Origin of the sequence: Caldicellulosiruptor sp. DIB 104C, from assembly GCF_028198085.1 — a bacterium.
GTDB classification, from domain to species: domain Bacteria; phylum Bacillota; class Thermoanaerobacteria; order Caldicellulosiruptorales; family Caldicellulosiruptoraceae; genus Caldicellulosiruptor; species Caldicellulosiruptor saccharolyticus.
In genome coordinates, this window is record NZ_CP116337.1 from 2501 (window position 1) to 17810 (window position 15310).

The 15310-nt window shown below is 40.9% G+C and carries 12 protein-coding genes and 2 rRNA genes (1 of these 14 only partly in view); 13 read left to right on the forward strand and 1 reads right to left on the reverse strand.

Annotated features, from left to right (window positions below):
- A 23S ribosomal RNA gene (locus PGC14_RS00020) occupies positions 1-2482 on the forward strand (it extends 479 nt beyond the left edge of the window).
- Between the two features lie 77 nt (positions 2483-2559).
- Positions 2560-2676, forward strand: a 5S ribosomal RNA gene (gene rrf, locus PGC14_RS00025).
- Positions 2677-2775: 99 nt separating this feature from the next.
- On the opposite strand, the gene PGC14_RS00030 is transcribed toward rrf, so the two are convergent.
- Complete coding sequence (locus PGC14_RS00030) at positions 2776-3723, reverse strand: AAA family ATPase (protein WP_039765902.1); 948 nt, start codon at positions 3721-3723, stop codon at positions 2776-2778.
- A gap of 265 nt (positions 3724-3988) precedes the next feature.
- Here PGC14_RS00030 and PGC14_RS00035 point away from each other — a divergent pair, with 265 nt between their 5' ends.
- The 11 genes from PGC14_RS00035 to PGC14_RS00085 all read left to right on the forward strand — a co-directional run.
- Positions 3989-4444 (forward strand): VOC family protein, encoded by a 456-nt coding sequence (locus tag PGC14_RS00035; protein WP_039765904.1) that lies wholly within the window; start codon positions 3989-3991, stop codon positions 4442-4444.
- Positions 4445-4476: 32 nt separating this feature from the next.
- Positions 4477-5121 (forward strand): ThuA domain-containing protein, encoded by a 645-nt coding sequence (locus tag PGC14_RS00040; protein ID WP_271629183.1) that lies wholly within the window; start codon positions 4477-4479, stop codon positions 5119-5121.
- A 170-nt stretch (positions 5122-5291) separates the two neighbouring features.
- Complete coding sequence (locus PGC14_RS00045) at positions 5292-6464, forward strand: AGE family epimerase/isomerase (protein ID WP_271629184.1); 1173 nt, start codon at positions 5292-5294, stop codon at positions 6462-6464.
- A 103-nt stretch (positions 6465-6567) separates the two neighbouring features.
- The gene (locus PGC14_RS00050; RefSeq protein ID WP_039765910.1) at positions 6568-7575 is read left to right on the forward strand and encodes a substrate-binding domain-containing protein; all 1008 of its coding nucleotides are present in this window, start codon (positions 6568-6570) and stop codon (positions 7573-7575) included.
- 71 nt (positions 7576-7646) lie between these two features.
- On the forward strand, positions 7647-8633 hold the full coding sequence (locus PGC14_RS00055) for a glycoside hydrolase family 130 protein (protein WP_271629185.1): 987 nt from the start codon (positions 7647-7649) through the stop codon (positions 8631-8633).
- A gap of 249 nt (positions 8634-8882) precedes the next feature.
- Positions 8883-10529 carry an ABC transporter substrate-binding protein gene (locus tag PGC14_RS00060; RefSeq protein WP_271629186.1) on the forward strand — a complete coding sequence of 549 codons (1647 nt, stop codon included), beginning with the start codon at positions 8883-8885 and terminating at the stop codon, positions 10527-10529.
- A gap of 111 nt (positions 10530-10640) precedes the next feature.
- A complete protein-coding gene (locus PGC14_RS00065) occupies positions 10641-11567 on the forward strand; it encodes an ABC transporter permease (RefSeq protein WP_011915907.1) in 927 nt (308 codons plus the stop codon).
- A 28-nt stretch (positions 11568-11595) separates the two neighbouring features.
- Positions 11596-12498 (forward strand): carbohydrate ABC transporter permease, encoded by a 903-nt coding sequence (locus tag PGC14_RS00070; RefSeq protein WP_271629187.1) that lies wholly within the window; start codon positions 11596-11598, stop codon positions 12496-12498.
- Between the two features lie 59 nt (positions 12499-12557).
- Positions 12558-13028: a hypothetical protein gene (locus tag PGC14_RS00075; protein ID WP_271629188.1), complete on the forward strand. Its 471-nt coding sequence runs from the start codon at positions 12558-12560 to the stop codon at positions 13026-13028.
- Positions 12982-14349 carry a sensor histidine kinase gene (locus PGC14_RS00080; protein WP_271629189.1) on the forward strand — a complete coding sequence of 456 codons (1368 nt, stop codon included), beginning with the start codon at positions 12982-12984 and terminating at the stop codon, positions 14347-14349. Before PGC14_RS00075 ends, PGC14_RS00080 begins: the two co-directional genes overlap by 47 nt.
- A partial coding sequence (locus PGC14_RS00085) for a response regulator (protein ID WP_271629190.1) occupies positions 14324-15310 on the forward strand: 987 nt, incomplete at its 3' end. The genes PGC14_RS00080 and PGC14_RS00085, both read left to right, overlap by 26 nt.

Sequence of the window (15310 nt, forward strand, 5' to 3'; positions counted from 1 at the left end):
CTAAATACTACCGGTGACCGATAGTGGACGAGTACCGTGAGGGAAAGGTGAAAAGAACCCCGGGAGGGGAGTGAAATAGAGCCTGAAACCCTGTGCCTACAAGCAGACGGAGGGGGCGACAAGTCCCTGACGTCGTACTTATTGAAGAACGGTCCGGCGAGTTACTTGCGCATGCGAGGCTAAGGCGCGAGAGAGCGCTGGAGCCGCAGGGAAACCGAGTCTGAAGAGGGCGATTGAGTATGCGCAAGTAGACCCGAAACCGGGTGATCTACCCTTGGCCAGGGTGAAGTGTGGGTGAGACCACATGGAGGCCCGAACCGGTCGTCGTTGAAAAGGCGTCGGATGAGCTGAGGGTAGGGGAGAAATTCCAATCGAACCCGGAGATAGCTGGTTCTCCCCGAAATAGCTTTAGGGCTAGCCTCAAGGTGTAGCCGCTGGAGGTAGAGCACTGACTGGGCTAGGGGCGCAAAAACGTTACCGAACCCTATCAAACTCCGAATGCTGGCGGTGGAACCTTGGGAGTCAGACCACGAGCGATAAGGTCCGTGGTCGAGAGGGGAACAGCCCAGACCGACTGCTAAGGTCCCGAAGGTGTGGCTAAGTGTGCGAAGGATGTTCAGTCGCGAAGACAACCAGGAGGTTGGCTTAGAAGCAGCCATTCCTTTAAAGAGTGCGTAACAGCTCACTGGTCGAGCGGCTGGGCGCCGAAAATACTCGGGGCTTCAAGCCACACACCGAAGCATCGGGTTTAAAGCCGAGGTAATCGGCTTTAAGCGGTAGGGGAGCGTTCTGCGGCAGGGAGAAGCCCAAGGCGAAAGCCAGGGTGGACGAGGCAGAAGTGAGAATGCCGGAATAAGTAGCGCGAGGCAGGTGGGAAGCCTGCCCGTCGGAAGCCCAAGGTTTTCTGGGGAAGGCGAATCCGCCCAGAGTTAGCCGGGGCCTAAGGCGAGGCCGGAAGGCGTAGCTGATGGGTATCAGGTTGATATTCCTGAGCCACCTGCCGGAGGTTAACCTACGGGGCGGGACGCAGGAGGAGCAGGCAACCGGGGTGTTGGTTGACCCCGGCCAAGCGGCGAGCGGGGGTGTGTAGGCAAATCCGCACGCCCATACAACCGTGAGCCGTGATGGGGAGCCGAAGTTATAGTAGGCGAAGTGCCGCGCTTCACACTGCCAAGAAAAGCGTCGCGTAGGCGAAGGCAGGTGCCCGTACTGGAAACCGACACAGGTGGGCGAGGAGAGTATCCACAGACGGACGGGTGAAGCACCGCTAAGGAACTCGGCAAACTGACCCCGTAACTTTGGGAGAAGGGGTGCCCTGGGTGAAGAGCTCAGGGTCGCAGGGAATAGGCCCAAGCGACTGTTTATCAAAAACACAGGTCTCTGCGAAGCCGAAAGGCGAGGTATAGGGGCTGACGCCTGCCCGGTGCTGGAAGGTTAAGGGGAGGGGTGGAAAGCTCCGAACCGAAGCCCCAGTGAACGGCGGCCGTAACTATAACGGTCCTAAGGTAGCGAAATTCCTTGTCGGGTAAGTTCCGACCCGCACGAATGGCGTAACGACTTGGGCGCTGTCTTGGCGGTGTGCCCGGCGAAATTGTGGTACCAGTGAAGACGCTGGTTACCCGCGGTTGGACAGAAAGACCCCGTGGAGCTTTACTGCAGCCTGGCACTGTGTTCTGGTGTGCTCTGTACAGGATAGGTGGGAGGCAGAGAAGGGGGAGGCGCCAGCTTCCCTGGAGCCGGCGGTGGGATACCACTCTGGGTGCACTGGGGCACTAACCAGACACTCTGAACCGAGTGATGGGACACTGCCAGGTGGGCAGTTTGACTGGGGCGGTCGCCTCCTAAAGGGTAACGGAGGCGCCCAAAGGTCACCTCAGCACGGATGGAAATCGTGCGGTAGGAGTGCAAAGGCGGTAAGGTGGCTTGACTGTGAGACCGACAGGTCGAGCAGGGACGAAAGTCGGGCTTAGTGATCCGGCGGTATCAAGTGGGAGAGCCGTCGCTCAACGGATAAAAGTTACCCCGGGGATAACAGGCTGATCTCCCCCGAGAGTCCACATCGACGGGGAGGTTTGGCACCTCGATGTCGGCTCATCGCATCCTGGGGCTGAAGTAGGTCCCAAGGGTTGGGCTGTTCGCCCATTAAAGCGGTACGTGAGCTGGGTTCAGAACGTCGTGAGACAGTTCGGTCCTTATCCGCCGCGGGCGCAGGGTATTTGAGGGGAGCTGACCCTAGTACGAGAGGACCGGGTTGGACGGACCGCTGGTTTACCAGTTGTTCCGCCAGGGGCACGGCTGGGAAGCCAAGTCCGGATGGGATAAACGCTGAAAGCATCTAAGCGTGAAGCCCACCCCAAGATGAGATACCCCACACCGAAGAGGTGGTAAGGGTCCTGGTAGACTACCAGGTAGATAGGCCGCATGTGTAAGCGCTGTGAGGCGTTGAGCAAGGCGGTACTAATGACCCGAGGAGCTTGACCGATTGACACCAGTCTTACCCTATTCACTTGCGAGGCTGCTGAAAAGCAAGAGAATGATGAGAATAGAGAAGGAAACAAATCCGGTGGCGAAAGAGCGAGGGTAACACCCGTTCCCATTCCGAACACGGAAGTTAAGCCTCGCAACGCCGATGATACTGTGCTGGAGACGGCACGGGAAAGTAGGTGGCTGCCGGATTTTTTGTTTTTAATAAGTGTGTTAAATGTTTAACAATGTTTATCAAAATATTTTTAAGCTTTTCCAGTGGCAGACCTTGCAAATTTTAAATCGTGTATTTCAAAAAGCAAAATTCTCACTCGGTACTGGGACCTTTTCAAGGATTTCATTAATCACGTCTGACACTTTTGTATTTTTAATTATATATTGATTCTTAAGAAGTATCCTGTGGCTGAGGATAAAAGGAGCTAAGTACTTAACAAAATCAGGAAGAACAAAATCATAGCCTCGGACAGCTGCAAGGCTTTGCGATGCACGCATAAGAGCAATGAAGCTTCTGTTGCTTGCAGGAAGCTGAATCATTTCGTGTTCTCTTGTGCTTTGACAAATTTCGTATATATAAGATAGAATATCTTCGTTTACATACACCTCTTTTATCTTTTCTTGAATCATTATTACCTCATCCTTGGCTACAACAGGTTCTATACTATCGAGAGGATTTTTTTCTCTGAACCTTGTGAGCATCTGGATAGTCTCTTCTTTGTTTGTGTATCCTAAACTGAGCTTTATCAAGAACCTGTCAAGCTGTGCCTCAGGAAGAGGATATGTTCCCTGGATTTCAATGGGGTTTTGAGTAGCAATAACAAAAAAGGGGTCTTCTAACTTATGTGTGATACCGTCAATTGTCACCTGTCTTTCTTCCATACATTCAAGAAGACTTGACTGTGTTCTCGGAGTTGCCCTGTTTATTTCATCAGCCAGCAGTATATTTGTAAAAATTGGACCTGGTCTGAACTCAAACTCTTGGGTTTTCATGTTGAAGTAGTATATCCCTGTGAGGTCTGATGGTAGAAGGTCTGGTGTGAACTGAATTCTTTTGAAACTGCAATCTATGGATTTTGCAAGAGCCTTTGATAACATTGTTTTTCCTGTGCCCGGCACGTCCTCTAAAAGAACATGACCGCCAGCAAAAAGAGATGTTATTACAAGCTCAATTTGAGCTTCTTTTCCAACAATCACCTTTGATATGTTTTGGATAATCCTTCTTGCAACGTTGGCTATCTCCATTTCTCATTCCTACCCTCTTTTTAAATCTTTTTATTAAAATTTTGACCTTACTATGTTTTATTTAAACTTACATGCCCTACCTACAAAATTATTTTACCTCTTTTATGTAGTTATTTCAATGAACTGGGTTCAGGTTAAACTTACAAAATATTGAGAGCTGTTTTATCGAAAATGTGCAAAAACAAAGCAGAAATTTGTATACCAATAACTTAACAAAGTGAGATACAATATTGTCATGTAAACAATTTCAAAGGAGGCATAAAAGGTGGCGAACGAAATTTTGGGAACAGATGTTGTTGTGCAGATAGGAATAATTGTTAGAGATATTGAAAGGACTGCAAGAGATTTTGCTAAATTTTTTGGAGTTGAAATGCCCCAAATTATTATAACTGAAGAGTATGAAAAAACACACACAGAATATAAAGGAAATCCTACAAATGCCAGAGCAAAACTTGCATTTTTCAGAAACTTCAAAAACATAGAGATTGAGCTGATTGAGCCAGATGAGAATCCTTCTACATGGAGAGAGTTTTTGGAAACTCACGGTGAGGGTATTCACCATATAGGTGTGTTTGTAAAGAACATGGATGAGAAGATTGAAAATCTTAAAAAAGAAGGAATTGATGTTGTTCAAAAAGGGGATTACACAGGCGGAAGATATGCTTACATGGAAAGTACCAATAAGCTCAAATTCATCTTAGAACTTTTGGAGAACTTTTGAAATATTTTTTTGTGGAAGAGGGGAGTAAGAATATGAAAAGGATCTTGGCTTTGGTTGGTGATTTTTACCACAGCCATGACAACCTGCTCAAAGCCTTGAAGCAAGCCACAGATGCTGCTTTAGATAACTGCGAGATAATAGATGCATCAATTGAAAACTTTGAGCAATTTCTTCTACAAAACCCGAATGCAATTGTAATCTCTGCAGAAAACAGGATAAATCCACAGGATGAAGCTGTAAGGTGCTGGATGACAGAGAATGTGGCAAAGAGAATAAAAGAGTATGTTGAAGGCGGTGGAAGGCTTTTTGTATGGCACTCAGGGCTTGCTTCATACCCTGAAGAAGGAGAATTTTGCAAACTTGTGAGAGGGTATTTCAAGTTTCATCCAGAGAATCATAAACCTGTAAGATATTACTCTTCCTATGAAGCTACTCTTGACAACAAAGAGTTTGATTTTGAAATTATGGATGAACACTATTTTGTTTTTTGCGACAAGGACAATACCAATATCTATCTTTACTCTGAATCGGAGGACGGCAGTTCAATTGCAGGGTGGTGGCACAATTTTGGCAAGGGCAAAGTGGTTGCACTTACGCCTGCTCACAGAGAAGATGGGCTTTTAGATAATAACTTCCAGGAGCTTTTAAAGGTAATTTTGATATTCCTTTTCAAGTAGGACTTTCAAAAAAGCAAATAAGAATTCACAGGGGCTTGTCCAATTTCAGCTTTGGATAAGCCCTTTTTTAAAAAACAATTGACAGAATATAAAAAAACAATTAATATAGAAATATAAAGTGAACGATTAAGTAACCCATTTACTAAACTTTTAAGTGAGCTGGTGAAAAAATGGATATTACAAGGTTTAAGGAAGATTTAAAAGCTCATCTTGAAGAAAAGATAATACCGTTTTGGCAAAGTTTAAAGGACGATGAATTTGGTGGCTACTATGGATATATGGACTTTAATCTTAACATTCACAGAAAAGCTCAAAAAGGTTGCATTTTGAACTCGAGGATATTGTGGTTTTTCTCAGCGTGTTACAATATTCTTAAAAATGAAAAGTGCAAAGAGCTGGCTTCACATGCATTTGAATTTTTAAAAAACAAGTTTTGGGACAAAGACTATGATGGACTTTTCTGGAGTGTATCCCATGAAGGTAAGCCACTTGATATGACAAAACATGTCTATGTTCAGGCTTTTGGCATATACGGGCTTTCTGAGTACTATGAAGCATCTGGGGATGAAGAAGCTCTTCATATGGCTAAGAGGCTTTTCGAGATTTTAGAGACAAAATGCAAAAGGGAAAATGGATACACAGAACAGTTTGAGAGAAACTGGCAAGAAAAAGAAAACAGGTTTTTGAGCGAAAATGGAGTAATTGCCTCAAAAACAATGAATACACATCTTCATGTACTGGAGAGCTACACAAACCTCTACAGGGTTTTGAAGCTTGATGATGTGTATGAAGCGCTTGAGTGGATTGTAAGACTCTTTGTTGACAAGATTTACAAAAAAGGAACAGGTCACTTCAAGGTATTTTGCGATGACAACTGGAACGAACTTATAAAAGCAGTATCATATGGACATGACATTGAAGCAAGCTGGCTTTTAGACCAAGCTGCCAAGTATCTGAAGGATGAAAAGTTAAAAGAGGAGGTTGAAAAGCTCGCATTAGAGGTTGCCCAGATAACTTTAAAAGAAGCCTTTGATGGTCAAAGTCTTATAAATGAAATGATAGAAGATAGGATTGACAGGAGTAAAATCTGGTGGGTTGAAGCAGAGACGGTTGTTGGATTTTTCAATGCATATCAAAAGACAAAAGAGGAAAAATATTTAGATGCAGCCATCAAGACATGGGAGTTCATAAAAGAGCATCTTGTTGACAGAAGAAAGAACTCTGAATGGCTGTGGAAGGTAAATGAGGATTTAGAAGCTGTAAATATGCCAATTGTTGAGCAATGGAAGTGCCCATATCACAATGGCAGAATGTGTTTGGAGATAATAAAAAGGGTTGACTAAAAGTTTCGAGCTTGACCCTGTAAAGTTACAGAGAAATAAAGTATAATAGAAAGTAAAAAAGAAAAGGCTTATAAAGCCTTATTTGAAGGGGTAAAAAGTTGCTATGAACAAAAGAGTTACCATAAAAGATATTGCCGAAAAGCTTGGTGTTTCCAAAGTAACAGTGTCAAAGGCGCTCAAAGACAGCCCTGATATCAGTTCATCCCTGAAAGAGAAAATCATAAAGACTGCCCAGGAGATGGGTTACATCTACAACGCAAAAGGCAGGATGTTAAGAGAAAACCTAACGTATTCCGTCGGTGTGATATCGTCAGAAAAGTATTATGGCAAAGACGACTATTTCTACATAGATCTTTACAAGCATCTTTCAAACAGCTTAGAGAAGCTCGGCTTTACAACAACCTTCAACATCATAAGCCAGTCAGACGAAAATGAACTATCTGTCCCCAACGCGCTTTTGGAACAGAAGGTAGACGGTGTTGTTATTTTAGGTCAGATGAGTTTTGACTACATTCAAAAGATTTTAAGTTATAATTACCCGACAGTATTTTTGGACTTTTACTGTGACAAGTTTAACGTTGACTGTGTCATTACAGACAACTTTTACGCAACATACGAGATAACCAACATGCTAATAGAGCATGGTCACACTAAAATTGGATTTGTAGGGAACATCTATGCAACAAGCAGTATCCAGGACAGGTTCCTGGGCTTTTACAAGGCGCTTTTGGAGAACAAGATAGATCTCAACAAGGACTGGATAATAAAAGACAGGGATGACAACAACAATTTCATAGATATTGTATTGCCCAAAAACCTTCCGACGGCATTTGTCTGTAACTGTGACAAGACTGCTTATCTTACAATAGAAAAACTCAAGTCAAGTGGGTACAAGGTGCCAGATGATGTATCAGTTGTTGGCTTTGATGATAGCCTTCACGCAGTACTCTCACAGCCCAAAATCACTACTGTCCGTGTAAATTTAGAAGAAATGGGCAGAAGAACAGCCAAGATGATGGTTGAAAAGATAAAGCAAGGAGAAAAGCATTACGGCAAGATGCTCATAAAAGGCAAAATTATCGTAAGAGAGTCAGTTAAGGCTTTGAAATAATACTTTTTCAAGATGGTCGGGTAAAATTTTAAATTCACATAAATCAAAAAATATGGAGGAGGAAAGATCTAATGGATATTAAAATTATAGGGCAATCACTTCCAAACATGCCATGGGAAGAAAGACCAAAAGACTGCAAGGATATTGTATGGAGGTCTAAACACAACCCGATTATCAAGAGAAATCAGGCAAAAGATGCAAATAGCATCTTCAACAGTGCGGTTGTTCCATTCAAAGATGGGTTTGCAGGTGTTTTCAGGGTAGATGACAGGGCAAGAAGAATGAACATCAGACGTGGGTTTAGCAAGGATGGTTACAACTGGGAGATTGACGATGAACCAATCAACTTCATCCAGCAGACAAGAGACCCGCTTGTAAGTGAGTATAAATACGACCCAAGAGTAACTTTCATAGAAGATAGATACTATATCACATGGTGTAATGGCTATCATGGACCGACAATTGGTGTTGGCTATACATTCGACTTTGAAAAGTTCTATCAGATTGAAAATGCGTTTTTGCCATACAACAGAAACGGTGTGCTTTTCCCAAGAAAGATAAACGGCAAATACGCGATGCTTTCCCGCCCATCAGATACGGGGCACACAGCTTTTGGTGACATATTCTACAGCGAAAGCCCTGATATGATTCACTGGGGCTGCCACAGGCATGTAATGTCAGCAGGCTACACACCTTGGCAATCACTCAAAATAGGAGCAGGGCCAACGCCAATTGAGACAAGCGAAGGCTGGCTTTTGATTTATCACGGAGTGCTACTTTCTTGCAACGGGTATGTATATAGCTTTGGTGCAGCACTTTTGGACTTAGAAAAACCATGGATTGTAAAGGCAAGGTCAAAATCTTATCTTCTTTCACCGCAGGAGTACTATGAATGCGTGGGTGACGTTCCAAATGTAGCATTTCCATGCGCAGCACTCTGTGACGCAAGCACAGGAAGACTTGCAATATACTATGGAGGCGCTGACACTGTTGTAAACCTTGCTTTTGCTTATGTTCAGGATATAATTGAACTTCTCATGAGAGAAAGTCAGGAATAATAAAAATATGGAGGATAAAAACATACAAAAAAGGCCGGCAGTAGAACAAAACTGCTGGCCTTTTTGATTTTGTGATGTTTTCCAAACTTGAAATTGGTTTATTTACTGGTAAAGTAAAATCTAAAATCTGCGGTATAAAATATTAAGTTTCTCGGGTTGTTAAATATGCACCACAAATTTTATAATGAACATGTAGTTGTTTTGCAGTTTTTCTATACAAAAATTACATTCTAAAAAGGAGGATTGATTATGTTTAAAAGAAGGGTTGCTTTATTGGTTGCTATTGCCTTTTTGATGACCATCATTGTTCCAGGGTTTTTAAGTGCTCCAACAAAGGCAATAGCAGCGTCCAAGAAACCAATAGTTTTTAAGATTTACTGGGGAGATTCTAACGCAGAGCCGGTTGACGTGTGGAAGACACCGATTGGTAAAAAGGTTGAACAGATCACAGGTGTACGGCTCCAGTTTGAGTTTATTGTTGGCAGTGACGAGGAAACAAAGGCAGGTATCATGCTTGCAAGTGGTGACTTGCCGGATTTAATCAATGCACACAACGTTGTAAACAAGTTCATTGAAGCAGGAGCTTTAGTTCCGATGGATAATTACATTGCTAAGTACGGCAAGAACATCAAAAAGTGGTATGATACAAAAGCGCTTAAAAAACTCAAATATCCAAAAGATGGACACATTTATTATCTTACACCTTTCAGAGAAGAGTCTGACCCGCTCTATTCGTTTGCTGGGTTCTGGCTACCTATATACGTTCTCAAAGAGAACAAATGGCCAGTTGTAAGGGACATTGACACATATTTTAAGATTGTAAAAGATGCTGTCAAGAAACATCCAACATACAATGGAAAGCCGACGATTGGTTTTACAGCGCTGACTGACAGCTGGAGAATCTATGTACTGATGCAGCAGCCACTCAGACTTGAAGGCTATCCAAACGATGGTGGCTGGCTGATCGACGAAAAGACAGGTGTTGTAAAAGACAGCTATACAATGCCATATGCAAAGACATATTACAAGATACTCAACCAGATGTGGAACGAAGGTCTTCTTGACAAAGAGATGTTCTCACAAAACTATGACCAGTACTTAGCAAAGATTTCGTCAGGCAGGGTTGTTGGTTTTTATGACGAAAGATGGCAGATACAGCCGGCTATTGATTCACTCGAAAAACAAAAACTCTATGACAGAATTCCAATCGCAATGCCAGTTTTGAAAAAAGGTGTGAAGAGAGACAAATACAACGTTGTCACAATGGGAACAGGTGCCGGAATATCAATTACAAAGAAGTGCAAGGATCCAGTTGCAGCGTTCAAGTTCTTGGACAGAATGGCACAGGAAGACATCTTGAAACTTATCAACTGGGGTATCCAGGGCCAGGACTACTATGTGAAGAATGGCAAGATGTACAAGACTGCACAGCAGATTCAAAACTACATGAACCCAGATTACAGAAAGAAACAGGGAATTGGCGGAAATATCTGGTTTGCATTCCCAAGACCACCGTTTGATTGGACATATTCAGACAAGAGCGGAAAGATTTCTTGGGACTATTCAGACCAAGCTTTAGAAGCAAGATATAAACCATATGAGAAAGAGGTTTTAAAAGCATATAAGATTAAGTCATTCAAAGATTTATTCTCACCAACATGGAACTCACCGTATGGATATGGTTGGGATATCAAGCTTCCAGACGATCTGCAGGCAATCCAGAACCAAGCTGATGACCTGCAAAGAAGATACATCACAAAAGCTATAATGGCAAAACCAGGTGAGTACGATAAGATATGGAATGAATACCTAAGCAAGATGAAGAAGATTCCTATCAAGAAGGTAATTGACTTTAGACAAAAGGAGATTCAGAGAAGACTCAAAGAGTGGAACTAATTGGTATTTTGGAGTTTGGTATTTTAAAGCTCACGGGACACCTAATTCTACAGGTGTTCCGTGAGTATTTAGTTTAATTGACTCAACAAGCTTTTAAGGAGGAAATCTAAGATGCAGTCATCTAAGAAAGGATTCTTTTCAACAATCTACAACCAACGCCAGCTAATTGTTTTAACATTTCCTTTTTTGATTATGGTACTGATCTTTAACTACTTTCCCCTGTGGGGCTGGCTTTTAGCATTTAAAGATTACAAACCATACCTTGGTTTTCAAAAGTCAGAGTGGGTTGGATTTAAAAACTTTGTAGACCTGTTTTCAGATGTTTATTTTTTCCAGGCGCTTAGAAATACCCTGGTCATAAGCTGTTTGAAACTCATATTCAACTTTTTGTCATCCATTACCTTTGCCATACTTTTGAATGAGGTAAAAAACATGTTATTTAAAAGGACAGTGCAGACAATTTCCTATCTTCCACACTTTGTTTCATGGGTTGTTGCAGCAAACATTATATACACAGTACTTTCACCTGACTATGGAATAATAAACGAGCTTCTTGTCAAATTACATATTCTAAAAGAGCCAGTTAACTTTTTAGGCGAACCTCAATATTTCTGGTTCATAGCACCAATTACTGAGGTTTGGAAAGAGATGGGTTGGAACGCAATTATATACTTAGCAGCAATGACAAATATCGACCCGCAACTTTATGAGGCTGCAAGCATAGACGGTGCAGGCAGGCTAAAGAGAATATGGTACATAACCTTGCCGGGTATTTTACCCACAGTCAAGATTCTTCTTATCATGAACGTCGGCTGGATTTTGAACGCTGGGTTTGAACAGATGTACCTTTTGCAAAGACCATCAACCTTGGACTATTCAGATATCCTTGAGACATACATTTTGAGGTATGGTATTGGCAGTGGAAGATGGTCATATGCAACAGCAGCAGGTATTTTCAACTCTGTTGTAAGCCTTATTCTGGTTACAACTGCAAACAAGATAGCATCTAAGATTGGCGAAGGTGAAAGGGTATTTTAAAAATCTTTATTGAGAGGTGTTTTAGAAAGTGCAGACATCAGCAAAGTACAGGACAACAGAGGATTTGATCATTGACATTGTGGTATATACAGTCATGATAATCGTGATGATTGCTACTTTATATCCTTTTTGGAATATACTTGCGATTTCTCTTAACGATGCGCTTGACTCCATAAGAGGTGGAATATATCTGTGGCCAAGAAAATTTACACTTAACAACTATAGAGTCATCCTCAGCAATCCTGACATATACCATGCAACGCTTATATCAGTTTTGAGGGCTGTCATAGGGAGCATCACAAATGTTCTTTCATGTTTGATGGTTGCGTATGGAATTAGCCGAAAGGACTATATATTCAGAAAGTTTATATCCAGAGTTATAGTGTTTACAATGTATTTTAGCGGCGGTCTTATTCCCACATACCTTCTTATGAAAAATCTTCATCTTGTTGGAACGTTCTGGGTGTACATTTTGCCTGGTATGGTAAGCGCGTTCAATATAATTGTGATAAGAAGCTATATAGACGGGCTTCCTCAAAGTCTTATTGAGTCAGCAAAGATTGACGGTGCGAGCGAATACAGGATACTGTTTCAGATAATTATGCCGCTTTGCCTTCCTGTTTTGGCAACTGTTACACTTTGGGTTGCGGTTGGTCAGTGGAATTCATGGTTTGACACCTTCCTGTATAACTCCGGAAAACCAGAGCTTTCTACTTTGCAATTTGAGCTTCAAAAGATATTACAGTCTGTTCAGTCTGCATCAACCAACCCTGACTTCTCAGCATCACTTACATCATCAGGTAGAACTGTAACACCAACTGCTATCCGTGCAACCATGACAATCGTTGCAACAGTACCCATACTTTTTGTATATCCATTCCTGCAAAGATATTTTATTCATGGTCTTACAATTGGTAGTATAAAAGAGTAACAAGAAGTATGGTATAATTAAATCAATATCCACATGCCTGAAAGAAACTGGGAAGACTCATGGGCAAAATTGTTAAAATTTTGAACAATATTCCGCTGTTTAAGAAGATATTTTCCATATTTTTTATATTTGTATTTATTCCACTTTTAATTTTAAGCAGTCAGTTTATTTCACAAATTGATTTTTATATAAACGATAAACTCCACAGTCAGCTTGAAAATGCATCAAATATGACAATTTCGAATTTCAAGAAAGCTATTGAGCTTGCAATCAATCTTGCGTATACCATATATTCGGACCCGAGAGTAATTGAGACTGTAAATACCCGGTACTTGTCTGTTGAGGAGTTTTATGATGCGTACGAGAAGAACATAAAACCCATACTTCAAAACGCAAGAATACTGTATCCTCAGATTTCGCAAATAACAATATACAGTGATAATCCTACCATACTTAATGCCGATGGACTTGCATTTTTGACAGATGAATATAAGAAGTTTTTTTCAAAAAAGAGAAAAAAAGCACAATAATCTCTATGTGCTAAGTGGTCTTGAGAATGAAAGACCATATGTTTCAATTGTGCTAAATCTCAACTTTTATGAACAGTATGTTCCGAAATACCAAAATAGCACATTTAAAAAATTTTTGAGAATTGACCTAAACAGAGTTTATCTTAACAGTATTTTGAGCACGTTTAAAGATGGTCACATATTTATAGCAGATGAAAAAGACACAGTATATTTTAGTGATCTTTTGTATTACAATCAGATTGGAAGACTCAGCGACCTTTTGAAGGAAGAGAAAAATCAAACCATTGTGTTTGAAAAGCTTCTATCAACAGAGATTCCTTACTTTGAAAACTGGAGATACATTGTTACAACCAACAATAGTGGAATATCAAAGAGGCTATTTGAACATCAGAGAAATTACCTTGCAATTGTGGTTTTGTGTTTTGTACTTGCGTTTTTTGCACTTTTTTTAATAGTAAATTCGGTGGTAAGTAGACTTTCGGTTTTAGCAAGACACATAAAAAAGGCAAGAAAACAGCAGTTTGAAAGTATCAATATTGAAGCTGGCAAAGATGAGATAGGCCAGGTCATAGAAGAGTTCAATATCATGGCACAAAAGATAAAAGAGCTTCTTGAAAAGGAAATAAAATATGAGCTAAGACAAAAAGAACTGGCGCTGGAGAAGAAACAGGCAGAGATAAATGCACTACAAAGCCAGATAAATCCTCACTTTCTTTTTAACACATTAGAAACAATCCGTATGAGAAGCATGCTCAAAAAAGAGTTTGAAACAGCCAATGCCATAAAACTTCTTGCAAAGCTTTTAAAGCGAAGCATAAGATGGGAAAACGACCTTATAACCATTGAAGAGGAAGTTTCGGCTATTTATGACTACCTTGAGATACAAAAGTACAGGTTTGGGGAAAAGCTGAAATTTGAGATTGATGTAGAAGAAGGTGTAAAATCAATAAAGATACCCAAGATGACAATACAACCTCTTGTTGAGAACGCATGTGTTCATGGGATAGAAAACAGCAAAGGTGAAGGAAGGATTGTGGTCAAGGTTTTCAAAGAAGGTGATATGATAGTAATAACCATTGAGGACAATGGCAAAGGCTTAGAGGATGATAGAATAACAGAACTGCTGCGTTCTATAAAAGGACTTTCATCTGACAAGGCAAGCAGTGTGGGGCTTAAAAATGTTTTTAGAAGACTTGAGCTGTTTTATGGCAAAAATTTTAGCTTTGACATATTAAGAGGGCAGCTTGGGGGATTAAAAGTTGTGATAAAAATTCCTAACAAGAGGGACTTTGAAGATGCTGTACAAAGTGTTGATAGTTGAAGATGAGGTATTTATGAGAGAAGGGCTAAAAAACTTGATTGACTGGAAAGAACTTGGGTTTGAAATAGTGGGCGAGGCAGAAGATGGTCCTTCTGCTTTTGAGTTTATGAAAAAGATGCAGGTTGACGTGCTCATCAGCGACATCAAGATTCCGCTTTTAAGTGGCCTTGACCTTATCGAGAAGGTTAAAAGGGAAATAAAAAACCCGCCTGAAGTGATAATCATCAGCGGGTATGCAGATTTTGAGTATGCAAAAAAAGCTATCCAGCATGGAGTTGTAAATTATATATTAAAGCCCGTTGAAGAAGAAGAACTTGTTGACACGCTCCTTAAAGTGAAATCAAATCTCAAAAAAAATGAGCTAATTAAAGAAGACAGAAGCCTGCTTGCACTTGAGAGAAGCTTTAAAGAAACGATAGAAAGTAGCAACATCAAGATAGAAAATGGAGTTTATGTTGGAATAGTCTATTTTAAAGAAATGTCGAGCTGGCTTAGTCTTTATTTTGATGAGAGAATAGAAAATATATTGTCAAGGATAAAAGAGTGTTTTGAGCAGCTAAAAAAAGAAGGACTTATGTATGAATTTTCAGAGGTTGAAGGCAAGTACTACGTAGTTGCAACATCTGAAGAAGACATAAAAAAGGCATATCAGAGCATAAAAAAGATGGTGGACTTTGCAACAGAGATTGTGTTTGCTTTTTCAAGAAAGATTTCAAAATGGACTCAATTTTTTGATGCCATTTACGAGGCAGCATACTCTCTAAACTTTGTACTTTTTTACAATCAGACAGGAATTACATTTTATAGTAGCAGCCTGCCCAATTCAAAAGAGCTTTTGTATTCAAAAGAATATGACAAAAAACTTATTTTAGCTATCGAAGAGGATAACCAAAACTTACAAAAGATAGTTGAAGAAATGATGGAAGATATTAAGAAAGGAAAATATCAGCTTGACTTTTTG